We start from the raw sequence: 20,245 nt of genomic DNA, 5'->3' as shown, positions 1-20,245 counted from the left end.
TGCAGGGCTAACCCGCCCTGCGCATTCTCCGTCAATCCACCATATCCGCGACGGCCTTGCCGCAGGCCGTGGTGTCGGCGTTGCCGCCGAGGTCCTTGGTGCGGAGCGTGCGTTCGGCCAGCGTGCGCTCGATCGCCTCGACGATCGATTGGCCGGCTTCCTTCTCGCCGAGATGCTCGAGCATCATGGCGCCCGACCAGATCGCACCGATCGGGTTGGCGATGCCTTGGCCGGCGATATCAGGCGCCGAGCCGTGCACCGGCTCGAACACCGAGGGGAAATCGCCCTCGGGGTTGATGTTGCCTGACGGCGCGATGCCGATCGTGCCGGTGCAGGCCGGACCGAGGTCGGAGAGGATATCGCCGAACAAATTGGAGCCGACCACGACGTCGAACCAATCCGGATGCAGCACGAAGTTCGCGGTGAGAATGTCGATGTGGTACTTGTCCCACTTCACCCCCGGAAACTTCTTGGCCATCGCCTCCACGCGCTCGTCCCAATAGGGCATGGTGATGGAGATGCCGTTGGACTTGGTCGCCGAGGTCAAATGCTTCTTCGGCCGCGACTGCGCGAGCTCGAAGGCGAACTTCAGGATGCGGTCGACGCCGGTGCGGGTCATCACCGTCTGCTGGGTGACGAACTCGCGGTCGGTGTCGGGGAACATGCGGCCACCGACGGAGGAATATTCACCTTCGGTGTTCTCGCGCACCACCCAGAAATCGATATCGCCGGGCTTGCGGCCCGCCAGCGGCGACGGCACGCCGGGCATCAGCCGCACCGGGCGCAGGTTCACATACTGGTCGAACTCCCTGCGGAATTTGATCAGCGAGCCCCACAGCGAGACGTGGTCCGGAATCTTGGCCGGCCAGCCGACCGCACCGAAATAGATCGCATCGTGCTTGCCGATCTTGTCCTTCCAGTCATCGGGCATCATCTGGCCGTGCTTCTCGTAATAGTCCCACGACGAGAAGTCGAAATGGTCGAAATGCAGGGAGACCCCGTGCTTCTTCGCCGCCGATTCCAGGACGCGCAGGCCCTCAGGCATCACTTCCTTGCCGATGCCGTCACCGGGAATGACCGCGATCCGGTATTGTTTCTTGCTCATCGAGAACGTCCTTGGTTGGTCCGGCAGCCGCCGCCTTTTGACCGCACTGCAATGGACCAAACGCAGCGGCAGCGCAACGCTGCACTGCAATGTTGACCATGGCGCGGCCAAGCGCCTACTGATTTTATCCTGTTCCTATCCTGCGAGTAACCTCATGGATCTGCATCTGCGTGGCAAGCGCGTCCTGATCACGGGCGCGTCCAAGGGCATTGGCGCCGCAGCCGCCGAAGCGTTTGCCGAGGAAGGCGCACACCTCCTGCTCGCCGCCCGCGACGGCGACCAGCTCAAGGCGCTGGCCGAGCGCCTGCGCTCCGCCCACCAGATCGATGCCGCAACGAGCATCGTCGATCTTCGCAAGGCTGAGGATCTGGCGCGGCTCGCGAAGGAAGCGGCCGACATCGACGTGCTCGTCAACAATGCGGGCGACATCCCCGGCGGCTCGATCGACAAGATCGACGAGGCGACCTGGCGTCACGCCTGGGAATTGAAAGTGTTCGGCTATATCAACCTGACGCGGCAGATCTACGCGCAGATGAAGGCGAAGGGCGGCGGCGTCATCGTCAACGATATCGGCGCGGCCGGCGAAAAATTCGACGCCAACTACATCTGCGGCAGCGCCGGCAATGCCGCGCTGATGGCCTTCACCCGCGCGCTCGGGGGAAAAAGTCTCGCCGACAACATCCGCGTGGTCGGCATCAATCCCGGCCCCGTCGGCACCGATCGCCACGTCACCCTGCTGAAGACGCGGGCCAAGCACCAGTTCGGCGACGAGAACCGCTACAAGGAATTCCAGAAGAGCCTGCCGCTCGGCCGTCCCGCGCATGCGCGCGAGATCGGCGACCTCATGGCGTTCCTGGCGTCGGACCGCGCCGGGTATACGTCGGGTGTGATCTACACGGTCGACGGCGGCATCAGCGCTGGATGGGGTTAACTGACCTCGGGGACCGTCGTTCCGGGGCGATGCAAAGCATCGAACTATGGTGCGCGATTGCGCACCTGAGAACCTCGAGATTCCGGGTTCGCCCTTCGGGCGCACCGGAATGACAATCTAGAGCTAGGAGTACAATAATTGTCTCAAGACCTGATCCGTGAAACCGCCTGCGCCGTCGTCGACAAGCTGCGGTCCGGCGATGTCTCGCCGCTCGAACTGCTGGATGTCGTGGAGAAGCGCATCAGTGAAGTCGACGGCAAGGTGAACGCGCTGCCGATCCTGTGTTTCCAGCGCGCGCGGGACAGCGCCAAGGCCTTGATGCGGAAACCCGCCGGCGCGCGGGGGCTGCTCGCGGGCCTGCCGGTGCCGATCAAGGATCTGACCGACGTTGCGGGCGTACTGAACACGCAGGGCTCGCCGATCTTCAAGGACAATATCCCTGCCAAGTCCGACCTCATGGTCGAGAACCTCGAGGCCAACGGGGCGGTCGTCTACGCCAAATCCAACACGCCGGAATTCGGCGCCGGCGCCAACACCTTCAACGAGGTGTTCGGCGCGACCCTCAATCCCTGGGATACTTCAAAATCCGCGGCGGGCTCTTCCGGCGGCGCGGCCGTGGCGCTGGCCACCGGCATGGCCTGGCTGGCGCAGGGCTCCGACATGGGCGGCAGCTTGCGCAGCCCCGCGGCTTTCTGCGGCGTCGTCGGCATGCGCCCGAGCATCGGCCGCGTCGCGCATACCCCCAAATCCGGCATCGATCGCAATCTCGGCGTGGTCGGCCCGATGGCGCGCAACGTCGAGGATCTCGCGCTGCTGCTGGATGCGATGAGCGGCGACTACGCGGACGATCCGCTGTCGCTGCCGGCGCCCACGACCTCATTCCTGTCGGCGGCTCAGTCCGGCAAGAAGCCGAAGCGCATCGCCTATTCGCCCGATCTCGGCATTACGCCCGTCGATCCCGAGGTGAAGGCGATCACGCGAAAGGCGGCGGAACGCTTTGCCGAGGCCGGCGCCATCGTCGAGGAAGCGCATCCGGACTGGCGCGAGGCGCATGAATGCTTCCACGTGCTGCGCGCCTTCGATTTCGCGATCACCAAGGCCAATCTGCTGCGCACCAAGCGTGACCTGCTCAAGCCCGAGGTGATCTGGAACATCGAGGAAGGCCTCAAGCTCACGGTCGAGCAGCTCGAACGCGCCGAGGCCCAGCGCGTCGGCATGACTGCGCGGGCGGTCGAGTTCTTCAAGACCTACGATTTGTTGCTGACGCCCACCACGATCGTGCCGCCCTTCCCGATCGAACACCGCTATGTCGCCGAATGCGCCGGCAAGAGGTTCGACAATTACGTCGAGTGGCTCGGCATCGTCTACGCCATCACGCTCGCCTGCTGCCCCTCGCTGTCGTTGCCGTGCGGCTTCACGGCGTCTGGCCTGCCGGTCGGCGTGCAGGTCGTTGGCGCACCAAGGGGCGATGCGCAGGTGCTCGCGGGCGCGAAGGTGCTGGAGGATATTCTGGGCCTGCGCGGCACGACGCCGATCGATCCGAAGGTGCAAAAATAATCTCACTCTCGTGCCCCGGACGCAGCGCAGCGCCTCTTCGGCGGTGCGCTGCAGAGCCGGGGCCCATCCTTCCACGACTTCCCGTGCATCTTCTGGGTCCCGGCTCTGCGGCACAGCGCTGATGCGCTGCGCCTTGTCCGGGACACGAGATCCTCACGTTCGACTCGTCGCCTCGAGGCTGCGGCTGTAGCGCGACATTGCGAAGCAGAAGATGAAATAGATCGAGGCGACGAAGATGTAGACCTCGACCGAGAACTGCTGCCAGGCGGGATCGATGATCGCCGTCTTCGCCGTCGTCAGCAGATCGAAGATGCCGATGATCAGGACGAGGCTGGTGTCCTTGAAGAAAGCGATGAAGGTGTTGACCAGCGGCGGAATGACATGGCGGATCGCCTGCGGCAGGATGATCAGCCGGTTCTTGCGCCAATAGGACAGCCCCAGCGCATCGGCAGCCTCGTATTGCCCGCGCGGCACGGCCTGAAGGCCGCCGCGGATGACTTCGGCGAGATAGGCACCCGCAAACAGGATGATCGCGATCTGTGCGCGGAGCAGCTTGTCGATATTGAATCCACTGGGCATGAACAGCGGAAACATCACGCTTGCCATGAACAGCAGGCTCACCAGCGGCACGCCGCGGATCAGCTCGACATAGAGCACGCTGAGCGAGCGGATCGCCGGCAGCTTCGAACGCCGGCCGAGCGCGACGAGAATGCCGAGCGGAAACCCGAATGCAAGGCCAAACGTCGCCAGGATCAGCGTGACCGGCAGGCCGCCCCAACGATCCTGCGAAACGAAGGAAAGGCCGAGCACGCCGCCCCACATCAGTACGCTGATCAGCGCGAGCGCTCCGACCCAGAGAAGGACCAGCTCGCGCCGCCACAAAGCGCGGCGGGTGGAGAGGTAGAACAGCGCGATGAACAGCAATACCGACAGCGCCGGCCGCCACTGCTCGTCGAACGGATAGGTGCCGAACAGGATGAAGCGGTACTTTTCGGGAATGATCGCCCAGCAGGCGCCGAGGCCACGCACCGCGCGGCAGGCACTGGAATCGTTCGCCGGGGTCAGCCACACGGCGTTGGCGATGCCCCACTGCACGAAACTGAAGATGCCCTTGGCGAGGATCGCCAGCAGCACGACGGTGAGGATACCGTTCGGGATCGACGAGAACAGATTGGTGCGCAGCCAGCGCAACGCCGGATTTCCCGTCTGCGGGCGGCGGGCGGCGCGCGGCACTTCCGGCATGTCGGCGATCGCGGTCATGTTCAGCGCTCCACCAGCGCGATGCGCGAATTGTACCAGTTCATGAAGAAGCTGATGGAAAGGCTGATGGTCAGGAACACCGCCATGATCAGCGCGATCGCCTCGATCGCCTGCCCGGTCTGGTTCAGCGTGGTGTTGGCGATCGAGACCACGTCCTGGTAGCCGATCGCGACCGCGAGCGAGGAATTCTTGGTCAGGTTGAGATACTGGCTCGTCATCGGCGGCACGATGACGCGCAGCGCCTGCGGCAGGATGATCTGTCGCAGCATGAAGCTGCGGCGCAGGCCAAGCGCGTTGGCGGCATCCCACTGTCCGCGCGGCACCGACTGGATGCCGCTGCGCACGATCTCGGCAATGAAGGCCGAGGTGTAGGTGACGAGCGCGATCAGCAGCGCGAAATATTCCGGGGCAAGCGTCAGCCCGCCGACGAAATTGAAGCCGCGCAGCTCCGGCCATTCGATTGTCCAGGACACGCGAAGCAGTACTGACACCAGCACGGGCAACGCGAGGATGAAGCTCACCGCAAAGGGCCATACCGGCCGCGGCTTGCCGTCGCGCATCTGCTGCGCGATCAGCCATCGCCGGATGAGATAGACCACGGCAAGGCCGAACACCGCCGTGCCGAGCACCCAAAGCTGCGGCGGGCCAAGCGGAATGGCCGGCAGGATCAGGCCGCGATTTGACAGGAACACGCCCTCGATCGGCCGCCATGCCGCGCGCGCGGCCGGCAGCGCCTGCATCAGCACGTACCAGAACAGGAGCTGAAGCAGCAGCGGGATGTCGCGGAGCGTTTCGACATAGACGGCGGCGAGTCGTGACAGCAGCCAGTTGGCCGACAAGCGCGAGATGCCGATCAGCGTGCCCAGGATGGTCGCGAGCACGATGCCGATCACGGCGACGCGCAAGGTGTTGCCGACGCCGACGACGAAGGCCCAGAGATAGGTGTCTCTCGGATTATAGGCGAGCAGGCTGTCGGCGATCGGCATGCCGGCCTCGCGGCCGAGGAAGGCAAAGCCGGTGGTGATGCGGCGCGCCGAGAGGTTGGTGACGGTGTTGGACCAGAGAAACGCGATGACCGCGACCGCGATCCCGACCACCAGCACCTGCCAGAACAGGCCCTGCAGCTCGCGGCGTCCCCATGCGCCGAACAGGCGGCGGCGCGGCGGTCTCCGAGCGTCCGTGGTCACAGCGCAAAAATCCTTCTTGAAGAGCGACGATTTCCGGCCAGCGCACGTCAACTGTTGCACCAATCTATAATTCGTGCAACAAATGTTTCATGGCCGAGCCCGCGAAATCCTCGCCGCTGAGCGAACTGCGCATTGCATTGCCATCGCTGCCGATGCGGCTGCAGGAAGTCGGGCGCTTCGTCGCCGCCAACGATTATGACGCCACCACCCGTTCGATGCGCGACCTCGCGGCCGAAGCCGGTGCCGATCCCGCCGCGTTCACGCGGCTCGCCAAGGCGATCGGTTATTCGGGCTGGGACGAATTGCGCGCGGCGCTGACCGAGGCGCGGCGACCATCGCAGACTTCGCCCTTCTCCGGCCGCGCCAGAAGCCGCCGGCCCGGCCCGAATGCCGATGTCGCGCTGGTCACCGACAAGCTCGAGGCCGAGGCCGCCGGCCTTCCGCGCATTCCGGCGCAGCCGATTGCGGAGGCCGCGCGCTCCCTGCATGAGGCCAAGCGGATCTGGATCGCCGGCTATCGCAGCTGCCGCAGTGTCGCTGAGTTGCTGAACTACGAGCTGCGGCTGTTCCGCCCCGAGCAGGTGCAACTCGTCGGCGTATCCGGTCCCGACGATCTCGATCTCGGCGCCTTCCGGCCCGGCGAGGCCGTCATCGTCATCGGCTTCCTGCCTTACACGCATGCGAGCGTCCGCGTCGCGCAAGCCGCCCATCACAGCGGCGCAACGCTGATTGCCATCGCGGACAGCCTCTCTGCGCCGATGGCCGAGGGCGCCGACCACGTGCTGCTGTTCGAGGCGGCCTCCTCTCCCGGCTTCTTCCCGAGTCTCACCGGCGCCATCGCGATCGCGCAGTCGCTCGCCGCGGTGACGTTCTCGCTCGGCGGCGTGGCTGCGAAGAAGCGCCTGGAGACTACCGAGGCGCGGCTCACTGCTCCCTCCATCTACGTCTCGGAGAAAGGTTGACCCATGGCCCCTCGCACCAGCCGCGTGCTGCACCGCTCGCTCCGCGAGACGCCGCCCAAGGCGATCGGCGGCGAAGGCGTCTATCTCTTTGCCGAGGACGGACGCCGCGTGATCGACGCTTCCGGCGGCGCAGCGGTCTCCTGCCTCGGCCATCAGCATCCACGCGTGATCGCGGCGATGGCGAAGCAGGCCTCGACGCTAGCCTATGCGCATACTGCTTTCTTCTCGTCCGAGCCGGCCGAGGCGCTCGCCGAGACGCTGGTCGGCCACGAGCCCGGCGGTCTCGCTTACGCCTACTTCGTCAGCGGCGGGTCCGAGGCGATCGAAGCCAGCATCAAGCTCGCGAGGCAATATTTCATCGAGCGCGGCGAGCCGCAGCGGCAACATTTCATCGCACGGCGGCAGAGCTACCACGGCAACACGCTGGGCGCCCTTGCGGCCGGCGGCAATGCCTGGCGCCGCGCGCCCTATGCGCCGCTGCTCTCGGCCGCCTTCAGTCATGTGACGCCGGCGTTTGCCTATCACGAGAAGCGCGACGGTGAATCCGATGCGCAGTTCGTGGCGCGCCTGGCGGCGGAGCTCGAAGCGGAATTTCAGCGGCTCGGTCCCAACACGGTCGCGGCGTTCCTCGCCGAGCCCGTCGTCGGCGCCACCGCCGGCGCGGTGACGGCACCGGACGGCTACTTCAGGGCGGTGCGTGAGATCTGCGACCGGCACGGCGCACTGCTCGTCCTCGACGAAGTCATGTGCGGCATGGGCCGCACCGGCACCACGCATGCCTGGGAGCAGGAAGGCGTCGCGCCGGACATCCAGGCGATCGCCAAGGGCCTCGGTGGCGGCTACCAGCCGATTGGGGCGATGCTCGCGAGCGGCAGGATCATCGACACCATCCGCGCGGGCTCAGGTGCCTTTCAGCACGGCCACACTTATCTGGCACATCCCCTCGCCTGCGCCGCCGCACTTGCGGTGCAAGAGGTGATCCGCGAGGACGGCCTGCTCGAGCGCGTGAAGGAGCGCGGCAAGCAGCTCGAACAGCGCCTGACCGAGCGCTTCGGCAATCACCGCCATGTCGGCGATATCAGGGGCCGTGGCCTGTTCTGGGCGATCGAGCTCGTCGCCGATCGCGCCAGCCGCGCCTCGTTCGATCCCGCGCTCAAGCTCAATCAGAAGATCAAGGCGGAGGCCTTCGCTAACGGGCTCGGCTGCTATCCCGGCGGAGGCACCGTGGATGGCGTGCGCGGCGACCACGTGCTGCTGGCACCGCCCTATATCGCCTCGGCCGACGAGATCGACCTGATCGTCGACAAGCTCGGCTCGGCCGTCGACAACGTGTTGCGTAGTGTCAATCACTGAGGGGAGTAGCATGATGAGGAAAGTGGTTATCGCAGCGAGCGTCCTCGCTGCATCGACGGTTGTCGCATCCGCCGCGACGCTCGATACGGTGAAGAGCCGTGGCACGCTGGTGTGCGGCGTCAGCGCCGGCTTTGCCGGCTTCTCGGCGCCCGACTCGCAAGGCAATTACAAAGGTCTCGACGTCGATTATTGCCGCGCGCTCGCTGCTGGCGTGCTCGGTGATGCCAGCAAGGTGCGCTACGTCTCGCTGACGGCGCAGAACCGCTTCACCGCCCTGCAATCGGGCGAGATCGACGTGCTCTACCGCAACTCGACGCAGACCTATCTGCGCGGTGTGACGCTGGGCCTGCGGCAGGGCCCGGTCAACTTCTACGACGGCCAGGGCTTTGTCGTGAAGAAGGACCTGGGCGTCAAGGACATCAAGGATCTCAAAGGCGCCACCGTCTGCGTGGCTCAAGGTACCACGCACGAAGTCACGCTCGGCGATTACGGCCGCGCCAACGGCATCGACTGGAAGCCGCTGGTATTCGACCGCGTCGACACCATGTACCAGACCTTCTTCGGCGGCCGCTGTGATGCCATGACCCAGGACGCCTCCGCACTCGCCGGCGCCGTGACCACCGCGGCGCCGAACCCGGCCGACTACGTCGTGCTGCCGCAGACGATCAGCAAGGAGCCGCTCGGGCCCTTCACCCGCAACGGCGACGAGGTCTGGAGCGACATCGTCACCTGGCTGCATTACGGCCTGATCGAGGCCGAGGAGCTCGGCGTGACGCAGGCCAATGTCGACGAGATGGCGAAGTCGCAGACGCCCGCGATCCAGCGCCTGCTGGGCGCCTCCGGCGACCTCGGCTCGCGGCTCGGGCTCGACAACAAATGGCTGGTCACCGCGATCAAGGTCACCGGCAATTACGGCGAGATCTACGAGCGCAATGTCGGCAAAGCAAGCCCGCTCAAGCTGGACCGCGGCCTCAATGGCCTTTGGAGCAAGGGCGGCTTGATGTACGCGGTGCCGTTCAAGTAGGGAGTTCACCTCTCCCCGCCTGCGGGGAGAGGTCGACCGCGCAGCGGTCGGGTGAGGGGGACTCTCCGCGAGTCCAACTCTCACCGTCCCCGCGGAGACTCCCCCTCACCCCGACCCTCTCCCCGCAAGCGGGGCGAGGGAGACGAGACATCCCATGCGCATCGCCCTGATCCACGCCCTCAAGCATTCCATCGCCCCGATCGAAGCCGCGTTTGCAAAAGCGTGGCCGGAGGCGCGGCTGATGAACCTGCTCGACGACAGCCTGTCGGCGGATCTTGCCCGGGACGGTGCGCTCAACGATGCCATGACCGATCGCTTCCTCGCACTCGGCGATTATGCGGCGGCGACCGGGGCGAACGGGATCCTGTTCACCTGCTCGGCCTTCGGCCCCTGTATCGAGGCGGTCGCACGCGCGCATGCGCCGATGCCGGTGCTCAAGCCCAACGAAGCCATGATCGAGCGCGCGGCGACGATGGGCAGGCGCATCGGCCTGTTGTCCACTTTCCCCCCGACCCTTGTGTCGATGCCGCCGGAGTTTCCGGCCTCCGTCCAAATCGTGTCGAAGCTTGCCGAGGGCGCGCTGGCGGCGCTCGACCGCGGGGACCGCGCCACCCACGACCGGCTGATCGTCGAAGCGTCAAAGGACCTGCGAGATTGCGACGTCATCGCGCTGGCGCAGTTCAGCATCGCAGCAACGGCACCGCTGGTCTCGGAAGCGACTGGCCGTCCCGTCGTGACCACGCCTGACAGCGCGGTCGACAAGCTGATGAAGCTGCTGAAAGCGAAGGCTTAGGCACCTGTCGCTTTCCGACGCCGCACGTCCTTGATGGCAGCGGCGAGCGCGGCCTTCGTTTCGCTGACGAAATCCTCGACCAGTTCCTCGCGGGTGGCATGCGCGGCCTCGCCGGTGAACAGGCCCTGCTCGGCCAGCATCACCACGCCGTGCAACGCCGCCCAGATCTTGAGCGCCTGGCGCTCGCGCAAATAGCCGACGGCGGGCACTTCCAGGGCTTCGATCACGAGCGAAAAGGTCTCGCGCGTAGCCTCGTGCAGCTCGCTGCCCTTGGCGGCCCATGCCACCGTGCGGGACGCGAACATCAGGCGGTAGATGCCGTTCCGTCGCAATCCGAATTCGAGCATGGCCTGCGCCAGCCGCGACAGTTTAGATTGCGTTGACGGTTTCGCCATCGCCTCCCGAAAGATCGCGCTGAGCTGCCGGAATGCCTCCGCCGTCACCGCCGCGAGCAATGCCTCGCGATCGGCGAAATGCCGGTACGGCGCCGGCTGCGAGACGCCGAGCTGCTTCGCCAGCGCCTTGATGCTGATCGCCTCGGCACCGCCCTGCTCCGCCTCACGCAATGCGGCCTTGATCAGAGCATCGCGAAGGTCGCCATGATGGTAGGTGTTCGCAGGCTTGCGGGCGAGTTGTGAGCGCATGGTGTGGCGAACCTATAAGTTTGCGCTTGACAGGGAAAGCCTGCCGCGAATGTAATAGCATATAACTTAAAGCCCACGGCAAATGCCGCGGACAAAAATCGACATGAGGAACGCGCCGCCCTGCGGGCCCCGCGCATACGACCGAGGATGCCGCCATGACAGAGCGACTGAGGGTTCACGTGGATCCCGACAAATGCCAGGGCCACGCGCGCTGCAAGGCACTCGCGCCGGAACTTTTCGAGCTGGACGAATACGGCAACGCCCACGAAGCCCGCGACGGCACGGTCCCGCCGGGACTCGAGGACAAGGCGTGGCTTGCCAAATCCAACTGCCCGGAAATCGCGATCGATGTGATCGAGGAGTAGTGCGGCCTTTGCCGCCCCGCGTCCTTTCAGCGAACACGAGCCAAGGGATTCCCTGCCATGTCCGACGCCAGTCCGCCCGCCGCCCATCCGCCCGTCACCGACTGGGTCCATGATTTCGACCATACCGATCCGCAATGGACGGAGGATCCCTTCCCGATCTGGGACGAGCTGCGCGCAGCGAGCCCGGTTGTGCACACCGAGCGTTTCCTCGGCTGCTACATGCCGACGACCTATGAGGCGGTACGCGAGATCGCCAACGACACCGAGCATTTCTCCTCGCGCCGCATCATCGTGCGCGACGTCCGTCCCGAGGTGGCGAGGAACGCCGCACCGCCGATCACTTCGGACCCGCCCGTGCACAAGCCGGCCAAGCAGCTGCTGCTGCCGCCTTTCACGCCGGACGCGATGAAGAAGCTGGAACCGCGGATGCGCGCGATCTGCAACGAGCTGATCGACGGCTTCAGCGCCGATGGCAAGGTCGACGCCGCCGCACGCTACGCCAAATATATCCCGGTTCGGGCCATCGCCCACATGCTCGGGATCCCCGAGAGCGACAGCGATGTCTTCATCAACTGGATCCACATGATCCTCGAGCTGGGCATCAAGGACGAGAGCAAGCTGCTGCAGGCCGTGCAGGAGATGAGCGCCTATTTCAGCGCGCATATCGAGGCGCGCAAGGACAAGCCGACCGACGATCTCATCTCCTACCTGATGAACGCCAAGGACAAGGAGGGCAACCCGCTCGAAGACTCGCACGTCCTGGGCTCGCTGCGCCTGCTCCTGATCGCCGGCATCGACACCACCTGGAGCGCGATCGGTTCCTCGCTCTGGCATCTTGCGAAGACGCCGGCCGACCGCGAGCGGCTGATCGCCGAGCCCGCATTGATCCCGACTGCGGTGGAGGAGCTGCTGCGCGCCTATTCTCCGGTGACGATGGCCCGCGAGGTGGTCAAGGAGACCACGATCTCGGGCTGCCCGGTCAAGGCGGGCAACATGGTGCTGCTGTCCTTCCCGGCCGCAAATCGCGACCCCAAGATGTTTCCGGACGCTGACAAAGTCGTGATCGACCGTCGCGAAAACCGGCACGCCGCCTTCGGCCTCGGCATTCACCGCTGCGTCGGTTCCAACCTGGCGCGCATGGAGATGCAGGTTGGGCTGGAGGAATGGCTAAAACGCATTCCAGATTTCCGACTCGATCCGGCAGGCGCCGTGACCTGGTCACAGGGCACGGTGCGGGGCCCCCGCCAGTTGCCATTCTTGCTCGGAAAGGCGATGTAGGCCTTTCCAGACAACGGAGAGGCCGGGCATGACCGAACAAGCAATCGAGCCGGCCTCCGACTACATCGACATCGCCGACGCCAAGCGGCGGATCAAGGCAATCTTCATCGGCTCCATCGGCAATCTGGTCGAATGGTACGATTTCTACGCCTATACGGCGTTCGCGCTCTATTTCGCTCCCGCCTTCTTCCCTGGCAACGACCCCGTCGTGCAGCAATTGAACGTCGCCGTCGTCTTTGCGGCGACGTTCCTGATGCGCCCCCTGGGCGGATGGTTCTTCGGCTATCTCGCCGACCATTTCGGACGGCGCATCTCGCTCACGCTCTCTGTCGTCTTCATGTGCTTCGGTTCGCTGATCATCGCGCTGACGCCGACCTATGCCACGATCGGATTCGCCGCGCCGGTCATCCTCGCGCTTGCACGCGTCATCGAGGGCCTGAGCCTCGGCGGCGAATATGGCGCCAGCGCCACCTATCTCAGCGAGGTCGCAGATCCCAAGCACCGCGGCTTCTATTCGAGCTTTCAATACGTCACCCTGATCGGCGGCCAGCTCACCGCGATCATCGTGCTGCTGCTCCTGCAAAAGGTCTTCCTCACCCCACAGGAGCTGAAGGACTGGGGGTGGCGTATCCCCTTCGCGATCGGCGCAGCGCTGGCGATCTTCGCAGCGGTGATGCGGCGCGGCCTGCACGAGACGGAGGCGTTCGAGGAGGCCAAGAAGGTGGTGAAGCCGACCGGCTCGATCACCAATCTGCTGCGTTATCCGCGCGAGCTCCTACTCGTGGTCGGCCTCACCGCCGGTGGCACCGCAGCGTTCTACACCTTCACCACCTACATGCAGACCTTCGTCAAGCTTTCGGTCGGGCTGACCGAGGACCAGACCACTTTCGTGATCTTCGGCACCTTGGTCTTCGCGACCATCCTCCAGCCGATCTACGGCGCGATCTCCGACAAGATCGGGCGCAAGCCGCTGCTGATCTTCTTCGGTGTCGCCGGCACGCTCGCGACCGTACCGCTGTTGATGACGCTGAAGGAGACCAAGTCGCCCTTCGTCGCGTTCGTCCTGATCTGCTGTGCCTGGCTGTTCGTCGCCGGTTACACCTCGATCAACGCCGTGGTGAAGGCCGAGCTGTTCCCGACCAATGTCCGCGCGCTCGGCGTCGGCCTGCCCTATGCCATCACGGTGTCGGTCTTCGGCGGCACCGCGCCGGCGATCGCGCTCTATTTCAAGAGCATCGGGCACGAGGAATGGTTCTACTTCTACCTCAGCGGCATCATCTGCCTGTCCTTGATCATCTATGCTACCATGCGCGACACCAAGCACACTTCGGCAATGCATCGGCACGAATAGACCATGGCTGACGAGACGCCATCCGACAGCAAGCTGACGCGCACCAAGGAGAAATGGGCGCGCGAGGGCCGCTTCCTCACAGGGAAGATCACGCGGCCGGAGGACCAACGGCTGCCGCCCGGCCAGCACCTCACCAAGGACTGGCCTGTGCTCGATCTCGGGGTCGTGCCGCCGGTGTCACGCGAGCGCTGGCGGCTCGACGTCTACGGCGCGATCGAGAGCCCCGTGTTCTGGACCTTCGACGAATTCATCGCGCAGAAGCAGGCCCGGTTCACCTCCGACATCCATTGCGTCACCACCTGGTCGCGCTACGACAATGAGTGGGAAGGGCTTGCCACGCGCGAGCTGCTCGCGGCCTGCCAGCCGCGCGAGGATGCACGCTTCGTGACGCTGCATTCCCATGACGGCTACACCACCAACCTCGCGCTGGAAGACTTTGCCGCCGATGCGCTGCTCGCCCATAGCTGGTCCGGCCAGCCGCTGACGGAGGAGCATGGCGGCCCGGTGCGGCTGGTCGTGCCGCATCTCTATTTCTGGAAGAGCGCGAAATGGCTCCAGGCCATCGAATTCCTGACCGCGGACGCGCCGGGCTTCTGGGAGGTCCGCGGCTATCATAATCGCGGCGACCCCTGGGCCGAGCAACGCTATTCCGACGATTAGAATTCAAGCAGGAACGAGGGGAAGCCCATGTCGACGGAGCGCTTTCAATTCACGGGCGAAGGCGGACATCAGCTTGCCGCCGCGCTGGAGTTGCCGGACGGCGAGCCCGCGGCCTACGCGCTGTTTGCGCACTGCTTCACCTGCGGCAAGGATACGCTCGCCGCCAAGCGCATCTCGGTCGCGCTGGCAGCCAAAGGCATCGCGGTCCTCCGCTTCGACTTCACCGGGCTCGGCTCGAGCGAAGGCGATTTCGCCAATTCGACGTTTTCGTCCAACGTCGCCGATCTCGTCCGCGCAGCCGACCATCTGCGCAACGCCCGCAAGGCGCCGTCGCTCCTGATCGGCCACAGCCTCGGCGGCGCTGCGATCCTCGCGGCAGCCGAACATATCCCGGAAGCCAGGGCAGTTGTGACCATCGCGGCGCCATCCGATCCGGCGCACGTGACCGGCCTCTTCAGGGAGCATCTCGACAACATCCGCGCGCAGGGCGAGGTCGAGGTCTCGCTCGCAGGACGCCCGTTCCGGATCAAGCGCGAGTTCCTCGACGACATCGCCGAGCACGAGCTGATGAAGGACATCACGGGGCTGCACAAGGCGCTGCTGGTGATGCACTCGCCGGTCGACGACACCGTCGGCATCGACAATGCGACCAAGATCTTCGTTGCCGCCAGGCACCCCAAGAGCTTCGTCTCGCTCGACCATGCCGATCATCTGCTCGCCAAGCCCGCCGACGCGCTCTATGCGGCCGATCTGATCGCGGCCTGGTCGAGCCGCTACATCGACACGGCAAAGCCCGCGAAGGCGATGGATCTGCCTGAGGCGCCGCGCCAGGTCGTGGTACGGGAGACCCGCAAGAGCAAGTTCAACCAGGTCATCAGCGTCGGCCCGCATCGGCTTGTGGCGGACGAGCCGGTGGCTGCCGGCGGCGAGGACGCCGGCCCCGGGCCCTACGATTTCCTGCTCGCCGGCTTGGGCGCGTGCACTTCCATGACCATGCGTCTCTATGCCGACCGCAAATCGCTGCCGCTCGACCGCGTCACCGTTACGCTGAAGCATTCGAAAATCTACGCCAAGGATTGCGCGGAGTGCGACACGCGCGAGGGCATGCTCGACCAGATCGAGCGCGACATCGCAATCGACGGCGCGCTGGATGCCGAGCAGCGCAAGAAGCTGATGGAGATCGCCGACAAGTGCCCGGTGCATCGGACACTGACCTCGGAGATCCGCATCGTGACGAAGGCCGTGGGCTAGCGCGACTGCGCTAGAAGCACGATGCCATCGTCCGCAATGCCGCGCTGATCTCGTTCTCACGCCAGGCCGCAAAACCGAGCAGCAGGCCATGATCCCGCGGCCGGTCCAGCGCCAGGCTGGACAGCGCCCGCGTTTCAACGCCCGCGGCAGCCAGTCGTTTGACTGCCGCCCGATCGGCGGTGCCGCGTTTGAGACGGGCGACGAGCTGGATGCCGCCCGCAGGCACTTCGACCGAGAGCATCTCGCCCAGATGGCGCTCCAGTCCTGCAACGAGGTGGTCGCGGCGCGCGTGATAGAGCCGGCGCATCCGGCGCAGATGCGCGAGGAAATGCCCGTCGGCGATGAACTCGGCCAGCGCTTCCTGGATGTGGCTCGCGGCAATCAACCCGATGTGCCGCTGCGCGATTTCCAACGTGCTGACCAATGCCGACGGCACGACGAGATAGCCGAGTCGGATATCCGATGTCATCACCTTCGAGAAGGTACCGACATAGAACACGCGGCCATGGGCATCGAGGCCTTGCAAGGCCGGCACCGGCCGGCTGTCATAGTGGAATTCGCCGTCATAATCGTCCTCCACGATCCAGGTCTTGCCGGGCATGCACAGCCCGAGAAATTCGGTGCGGCGCGCCAGTGACATCATCCGTCCGGTGGGATGCTGGTGCGATGGCGTCATGAAGATCAATTTCGGAGCCGCGAGACCCGGCATCCGCTGCATGCCCTCCGTGTCCAGCCTCATGCCGGTCACGCGCGCGCCGGAGGCGCGGAAAGCGGCGGCCGCGCCGGGATAGCCGGGATCCTCGACCCAGACCTCGTCGCCGGGGGAGATGAGAACTGCCGCGATCAAGGTCAGCGCGGTCTGCGCGCTCGGCAGGATCATGACCTGCTCTGCCGTGGCGCGAACGCCTCTGCTCGCGGCCAGATAATGCGCGAGCGCCTCGCGCAGGCGCGTTCGGTTGACGGGTCCGAGCTCGCGTTTGGCCGCACGCACGGCGCTGCGGCGCAGGCAGCGAGCCCAGATCTCGTTCGGAAACTCCCGCGCATCTCCAAGCCCTGGCCGCAACGGTCTGAGCGGCACCTGATAGGACATCGGCCAGTCGGTCTGCTTGAGCTGCGAGGCCCAGGGTGAAAGCCGCGGCTTGCCGGTGCGCACGCGCGCCGCAACGGCCTCCGCTCCTTGACGCCGTTCGCCGCCGTCGACGGTGACCACCGGACGGCGGCCGTGCGACGCCGCGAGATATCCCTCCGCGGCGAGCTGCTCGAACGCATAGGTGACGGTGTTGCGGGAAACGCCGAGATCGCTGGCGAGCCGGCGGCTTGAGGGGAGCGTGCGGCCTTTGCCGAGGCGGCCGGTCGCGATCAAGCCTCGGAGCTGGCTCGTCAGTTGAGCCACCAGCCCGTCGTCGCCGGTCCGCTTCAGGTCGATCAGGGCCGAGATCATATCGTCCGAAACTGGCACCTTGTTCCTTTCCGATCTGGCGCTTTTGTGGGTACCAGTGCGGATGCTATCGGCCGGACCGGACTGCTTCAAGGATCTTGCGATGAACTCCCTGTCCTCCCGCGCGGCCGTCGGCCTGTTCCTCATCGTCGTGCTGGCCTGGGGCGTGAACTGGTCGGTGACGAAGCAATTGGTGCAGCTCGTCCCGCCGCTGTGGAGCTCGGCGATCCGGAGCTGGATCGCGCTGGCAGGATTGTTTGTCATCCTCGGACTGAGCAACAATCTCGTGATTCCGGAGCGGCGCGACGTGCCGGTGGTCCTCAGCGTCGCGCTGCTGCACATGACGCTCTTCTCCATTCTGGTCGCGGCCGGCCTGCGCTTCCTGCCCGCGAGCAAGGGCATCGTGCTCGGCTACACCACGCCGCTCTGGGTCGCGATTGCGGCGCCCCTGCTCGGGAAGGACACGCTGACCGCACCCAAGCTTGCCGGCGCCCTGCTCGGACTGATCGGCCTTGCCGTGATCCTGAATCCGTCCTCAATAGACTGGGGCAATGCCAACGTCGTGCTCGGCGCCGGCATGGTCATCCTGGCCGCGATCTCGTGGGCTGCGAATATCATCTACATCCGCGCGCATCGCTGGATCGCCTCCCCGCTTCAGCTCCTGATCTGGCAGGTGCTCGTGGCCACGGTGATACTCTCGACCCTGGCGATGGTCATCGACGGGCTGCCGCACGTGGAATGGTCGTGGCGGCTGGCTATGCTGTTCCTGTACTCCGGCCTGATCGGAACCGCGCTGGCCTATTGGGCGATGTCGATGGTCAACAAGAGCATCTCGGCGCTGACGACGTCGCTTGGCACCACCGGGACGCCGCTCGTCGGTATCGCCAGTGCCGCGATCCTGCTGGGCGAGCCCCTCGACTTGAGCCTTGCTGTCGCGGCCGGATTGATCGTCACCGGCATAGGACTTGCGACGCTCGGCGACCGGCTGTTGCGCGGTCAGGCCATCGCGAGCGGCTGAACCCGCAGCACGCCACGCAGACCTGCGGTCGTGCCGAGCAGGATGCCGGCGAGCGCGACGAACGAGCCCAGCGCCAGCGTCGACACGCCCGTGAGCCCCTGCCCGATCGAGCAGCCGAATGCCATCACGCCGCCGATGCCCATCAGCGCGGCGCCGCTGCCGGAGCGCAGCATGTGGCGCGGCGAGGAATAGCCCTCAAGCTTGAAGCGGCCCGTGGCGAGTGCGGTGATCAGGCTGCCGGTGAAGACGCCGGCGACCGTCGCAATACCGAAATTGAGCGTCAGGCCGGTCGAGAGCATGGCGTATTGCAGCGCGTCCGCGATCGGCGCGATGAAGGTGAGCGAGGTCACCGGCACCGGATTGAAGTCGTCGGCACCGAGATAGCCGGTGACGAGCCAGCCCGCGGCAACGAGCAGGCCGACGATGATTCCCGCTGCGATCTGACCGGGCGAGCGGCGGAAGGCCGGATGCGCGAAGGCAAACAGGATCAGCACGACGACGAGCACGGCGGCAGCCAGCGCGCGCGAAAGAGCTTCAGCTGGGCCAAGCGTCGCCAGCAGCGACGGCAGCGAATTGGCGCTGACGGTGGTTTGCGAGGCCTGAACCAGCGCGATGCGCGCCGGTGCGATCAGACCCTTGAGGGTCATCTGCGCAGCGATGGCGAGCACGATCACGACGACGAAGGAGCGGAGATTGCCGCGGCCGAGCAGCACCAGGGCGCGCGAGCCGCAGCCGTTCGACAGCACCATGCCGTAACCAAACAGCACCCCGCCGAGGAACAGCACCGGCGCCGAGAACGTCTGCTGCAGGTAGATCGACTTGCCCAAATCGGCCATGCCGTTGCCGGCAAGGAACTGGCTGGCGGCGATCGCGACGGCGATCGCCAGCGCATAGGTCCGCGCCAGCCGCCCGTCTCCTTGCGCGAGCCAGCCGCGCATGCTGCTCATCAGGCAGAAGCCGCTGAGCAAACCGACGGCGCCGTAGACAAGGCCGATGGCGAGGCCGGCGAAGATGACGAGTGCTGCGGACGAATCCATGATTACGGCTTCAGGACCACGCGATCCCGCGAAGAGCCGGCGACCGCGACATACGCCTCCTTGGCGCGCTCCAGCGGATAGACGGCATTCGCCTTGATCGGGAACGGCTTCAGCTGGCCGCTCGCAAAGCCCGCGCCGAGATCGCGCAGCACCGCGCCAGTCGCGGCCGACGACAGGCCGAGCGTGTCGATGCCGACATAGGTGTGCTGGCCCCGGTAGAATTCGAGGATGTTGAACTGCACGATGCGGTCGATCGCGGCGATCAGGATCTGGCGGCCACGCAATGCGAGCGATTTGTGCGCGGCCTGGAAATAGGGATCTCCGACGGTATTGAAGACGATGTCGGCGCCCTTGCCGCCGGTCAATTCGCGCACGCGCGTGGCGACGTCGGTCGCGGACGCGTCGATCACCTCGATGGGGGCATTGGTGTGGCCTTCGTAAGCCTCTGCCTTGCGTACCACGCCGATGACGCGCGCGCCCTGCCAGGTCGCGATCTGCACCGCGGCCTGGCCGACCTTGCCATTGACGCCGAACACCAAAACATTCTCGCCGTTCTTCGGCACGCCCGCGCGGCGAAAACCTTCCATCGCGGTGACGAAGGGCACGCCGATGCCGGCGGCCTCCTCCCAGGACACCGTCTTCGGCTTATCGACGACGGCGTCAGCTTCGACGACGAGATGGGTTGCGTGAGTGCCGTCGCGGCGGATGCCGAGATCCCCGGAGGAGCCGAACACCTCGCGGCCGACCGTGCCGGCCGGCCCGTCGATCACCACGCCGGAATAGTCGCGGCCCGGCGTGCGCGGGAATACGGCATAGGGCATCGACCCGGTCGCGGCCTTCACGTCGGAGGGATTGACGGCGGCGGCCTTCACCTCGATCAGGAGATCATTGGGGCCGCGCGTCAGCGTGTGACGCTCGACCACCGGCGCAACCGCCGCGGCGTTCTCGGCCTTGGCATTGAGGCGCACACAGCGCGCTTCGATGGTTTTGGTATCGGCTGGCGACATGAAAAGACCCGCGATTTCTCGCGG

General features: G+C 65.6%; 19 protein-coding genes. 12 read left to right on the top strand and 7 right to left on the bottom strand.

What is annotated here, in order from left to right; translation table 11 throughout:
• Positions 1 to 31: 31 nt before the first annotated feature.
• Complete coding sequence (locus XH81_RS06380; protein ID WP_028143396.1) at positions 32 to 1,105, bottom strand: tartrate dehydrogenase; 1,074 nt, start codon at positions 1,103 to 1,105, stop codon at positions 32 to 34.
• Positions 1,106 to 1,259: 154 nt separating this feature from the next.
• Between XH81_RS06380 and XH81_RS06375 the strand changes: the two genes are divergently transcribed.
• Complete coding sequence (locus XH81_RS06375) at positions 1,260 to 2,036, top strand: SDR family oxidoreductase (protein ID WP_028143397.1); 777 nt, start codon at positions 1,260 to 1,262, stop codon at positions 2,034 to 2,036.
• Positions 2,037 to 2,174: 138 nt separating this feature from the next.
• The gene (locus tag XH81_RS06370) at positions 2,175 to 3,593 is read left to right on the top strand and encodes an amidase (protein WP_028143398.1); all 1,419 of its coding nucleotides are present in this window, start codon (positions 2,175 to 2,177) and stop codon (positions 3,591 to 3,593) included.
• Positions 3,594 to 3,746: 153 nt separating this feature from the next.
• On the opposite strand, the gene XH81_RS06365 is transcribed toward XH81_RS06370, so the two are convergent.
• A complete protein-coding gene (locus XH81_RS06365) occupies positions 3,747 to 4,853 on the bottom strand; it encodes an amino acid ABC transporter permease (protein ID WP_028143399.1) in 1,107 nt (368 codons plus the stop codon).
• Positions 4,854 to 4,855: 2 nt separating this feature from the next.
• Entirely contained in the window at positions 4,856 to 6,040 is a 1,185-nt protein-coding gene (locus XH81_RS06360) for an amino acid ABC transporter permease (RefSeq protein ID WP_028143400.1), read from the bottom strand.
• An 89-nt stretch (positions 6,041 to 6,129) separates the two neighbouring features.
• Between XH81_RS06360 and XH81_RS06355 the strand changes: the two genes are divergently transcribed.
• The 4 genes from XH81_RS06355 (at position 6,130) to XH81_RS06340 (ending at position 10,172) form a co-directional block, all read left to right on the top strand.
• On the top strand, positions 6,130 to 7,002 hold the full coding sequence (locus XH81_RS06355; RefSeq protein WP_271596085.1) for a MurR/RpiR family transcriptional regulator: 873 nt from the start codon (positions 6,130 to 6,132) through the stop codon (positions 7,000 to 7,002).
• A 3-nt stretch (positions 7,003 to 7,005) separates the two neighbouring features.
• Positions 7,006 to 8,355: an aspartate aminotransferase family protein gene (locus XH81_RS06350; protein WP_028143402.1), complete on the top strand. Its 1,350-nt coding sequence runs from the start codon at positions 7,006 to 7,008 to the stop codon at positions 8,353 to 8,355.
• A gap of 10 nt (positions 8,356 to 8,365) precedes the next feature.
• Positions 8,366 to 9,379 carry an amino acid ABC transporter substrate-binding protein gene (locus XH81_RS06345; protein WP_028143403.1) on the top strand — a complete coding sequence of 338 codons (1,014 nt, stop codon included), beginning with the start codon at positions 8,366 to 8,368 and terminating at the stop codon, positions 9,377 to 9,379.
• Between the two features lie 154 nt (positions 9,380 to 9,533).
• Positions 9,534 to 10,172 carry an aspartate/glutamate racemase family protein gene (locus XH81_RS06340; RefSeq protein ID WP_028143404.1) on the top strand — a complete coding sequence of 213 codons (639 nt, stop codon included), beginning with the start codon at positions 9,534 to 9,536 and terminating at the stop codon, positions 10,170 to 10,172.
• Here the strand turns inward: XH81_RS06340 and XH81_RS06335 are convergent.
• Positions 10,169 to 10,816, bottom strand: a complete 648-nt coding sequence (locus XH81_RS06335; protein WP_028143405.1) for a TetR/AcrR family transcriptional regulator — start codon at positions 10,814 to 10,816, stop codon at positions 10,169 to 10,171. The genes XH81_RS06340 and XH81_RS06335 overlap by 4 nt on opposite strands.
• A gap of 155 nt (positions 10,817 to 10,971) precedes the next feature.
• Between XH81_RS06335 and XH81_RS06330 the strand changes: the two genes are divergently transcribed.
• The 5 genes from XH81_RS06330 to XH81_RS06310 are packed head-to-tail and all read left to right on the top strand — an operon-like array spanning position 10,972 to position 15,721.
• Complete coding sequence (locus XH81_RS06330; protein WP_028143406.1) at positions 10,972 to 11,181, top strand: ferredoxin; 210 nt, start codon at positions 10,972 to 10,974, stop codon at positions 11,179 to 11,181.
• A 57-nt stretch (positions 11,182 to 11,238) separates the two neighbouring features.
• The gene (locus XH81_RS06325) at positions 11,239 to 12,459 is read left to right on the top strand and encodes a cytochrome P450 (RefSeq protein WP_028143407.1); all 1,221 of its coding nucleotides are present in this window, start codon (positions 11,239 to 11,241) and stop codon (positions 12,457 to 12,459) included.
• A gap of 28 nt (positions 12,460 to 12,487) precedes the next feature.
• Entirely contained in the window at positions 12,488 to 13,810 is a 1,323-nt protein-coding gene (locus XH81_RS06320) for an MFS transporter (protein ID WP_028143408.1), read from the top strand.
• 3 nt (positions 13,811 to 13,813) lie between these two features.
• A complete protein-coding gene (locus XH81_RS06315; protein ID WP_028143409.1) occupies positions 13,814 to 14,470 on the top strand; it encodes a sulfite oxidase-like oxidoreductase in 657 nt (218 codons plus the stop codon).
• A gap of 27 nt (positions 14,471 to 14,497) precedes the next feature.
• Positions 14,498 to 15,721: a bifunctional alpha/beta hydrolase/OsmC family protein gene (locus XH81_RS06310; protein ID WP_028143410.1), complete on the top strand. Its 1,224-nt coding sequence runs from the start codon at positions 14,498 to 14,500 to the stop codon at positions 15,719 to 15,721.
• 10 nt (positions 15,722 to 15,731) lie between these two features.
• On the opposite strand, the gene pdxR is transcribed toward XH81_RS06310, so the two are convergent.
• On the bottom strand, positions 15,732 to 17,162 hold the full coding sequence (gene pdxR / locus XH81_RS06305; protein WP_038974289.1) for a MocR-like pyridoxine biosynthesis transcription factor PdxR: 1,431 nt from the start codon (positions 17,160 to 17,162) through the stop codon (positions 15,732 to 15,734).
• Positions 17,163 to 17,262: 100 nt separating this feature from the next.
• Between pdxR and XH81_RS06300 the strand changes: the two genes are divergently transcribed.
• Positions 17,263 to 18,177 carry a DMT family transporter gene (locus XH81_RS06300; RefSeq protein ID WP_028143412.1) on the top strand — a complete coding sequence of 305 codons (915 nt, stop codon included), beginning with the start codon at positions 17,263 to 17,265 and terminating at the stop codon, positions 18,175 to 18,177.
• Here XH81_RS06300 and XH81_RS06295 read toward each other — a convergent pair.
• Both XH81_RS06295 and XH81_RS06290 read right to left on the bottom strand, forming a co-directional pair.
• Positions 18,156 to 19,214: a YeeE/YedE family protein gene (locus tag XH81_RS06295; protein WP_028143413.1), complete on the bottom strand. Its 1,059-nt coding sequence runs from the start codon at positions 19,212 to 19,214 to the stop codon at positions 18,156 to 18,158. The genes XH81_RS06300 and XH81_RS06295 overlap by 22 nt on opposite strands.
• Before the next feature lie 2 nt (positions 19,215 to 19,216).
• On the bottom strand, positions 19,217 to 20,221 hold the full coding sequence (locus XH81_RS06290; RefSeq protein ID WP_028143414.1) for a quinone oxidoreductase family protein: 1,005 nt from the start codon (positions 20,219 to 20,221) through the stop codon (positions 19,217 to 19,219).
• Positions 20,222 to 20,245: the final 24 nt, after the last annotated feature.

This window comes from Bradyrhizobium sp. CCBAU 25360 (assembly GCF_028128695.1).
Taxonomy (GTDB): domain Bacteria; phylum Pseudomonadota; class Alphaproteobacteria; order Rhizobiales; family Xanthobacteraceae; genus Bradyrhizobium; species Bradyrhizobium ottawaense.
This window is presented reverse-complemented; position numbering and strand designations above follow the sequence as displayed.

Excerpts from the sequence above, each read along its gene's own strand:
- XH81_RS06335 (WP_028143405.1), bottom strand. The coding sequence starts at position 10,816 with ATGCGCTCACAACTCGCCCGCAAGCCTGCGAACACCTACCATCATGGC.
- XH81_RS06290 (WP_028143414.1), bottom strand. The coding sequence starts at position 20,221 with ATGTCGCCAGCCGATACCAAAACCATCGAAGCGCGCTGTGTGCGCCTC.
- XH81_RS06345 (WP_028143403.1), top strand. The coding sequence starts at position 8,366 with ATGATGAGGAAAGTGGTTATCGCAGCGAGCGTCCTCGCTGCATCGACG.
- XH81_RS06300 (WP_028143412.1), top strand. The coding sequence starts at position 17,263 with ATGAACTCCCTGTCCTCCCGCGCGGCCGTCGGCCTGTTCCTCATCGTC.
- XH81_RS06310 (WP_028143410.1), top strand. The coding sequence starts at position 14,498 with ATGTCGACGGAGCGCTTTCAATTCACGGGCGAAGGCGGACATCAGCTT.
- XH81_RS06340 (WP_028143404.1), top strand. The coding sequence starts at position 9,534 with ATGCGCATCGCCCTGATCCACGCCCTCAAGCATTCCATCGCCCCGATC.
- XH81_RS06375 (WP_028143397.1), top strand. The coding sequence starts at position 1,260 with ATGGATCTGCATCTGCGTGGCAAGCGCGTCCTGATCACGGGCGCGTCC.
- XH81_RS06350 (WP_028143402.1), top strand. The coding sequence starts at position 7,006 with ATGGCCCCTCGCACCAGCCGCGTGCTGCACCGCTCGCTCCGCGAGACG.
- XH81_RS06295 (WP_028143413.1), bottom strand. The coding sequence starts at position 19,214 with ATGGATTCGTCCGCAGCACTCGTCATCTTCGCCGGCCTCGCCATCGGC.
- XH81_RS06330 (WP_028143406.1), top strand. The coding sequence starts at position 10,972 with ATGACAGAGCGACTGAGGGTTCACGTGGATCCCGACAAATGCCAGGGC.
- XH81_RS06380 (WP_028143396.1), bottom strand. The coding sequence starts at position 1,105 with ATGAGCAAGAAACAATACCGGATCGCGGTCATTCCCGGTGACGGCATC.
- XH81_RS06365 (WP_028143399.1), bottom strand. The coding sequence starts at position 4,853 with ATGACCGCGATCGCCGACATGCCGGAAGTGCCGCGCGCCGCCCGCCGC.
- XH81_RS06325 (WP_028143407.1), top strand. The coding sequence starts at position 11,239 with ATGTCCGACGCCAGTCCGCCCGCCGCCCATCCGCCCGTCACCGACTGG.
- XH81_RS06315 (WP_028143409.1), top strand. The coding sequence starts at position 13,814 with ATGGCTGACGAGACGCCATCCGACAGCAAGCTGACGCGCACCAAGGAG.
- pdxR (WP_038974289.1), bottom strand. The coding sequence starts at position 17,162 with ATGATCTCGGCCCTGATCGACCTGAAGCGGACCGGCGACGACGGGCTG.
- XH81_RS06355 (WP_271596085.1), top strand. The coding sequence starts at position 6,130 with ATGGCCGAGCCCGCGAAATCCTCGCCGCTGAGCGAACTGCGCATTGCA.
- XH81_RS06320 (WP_028143408.1), top strand. The coding sequence starts at position 12,488 with ATGACCGAACAAGCAATCGAGCCGGCCTCCGACTACATCGACATCGCC.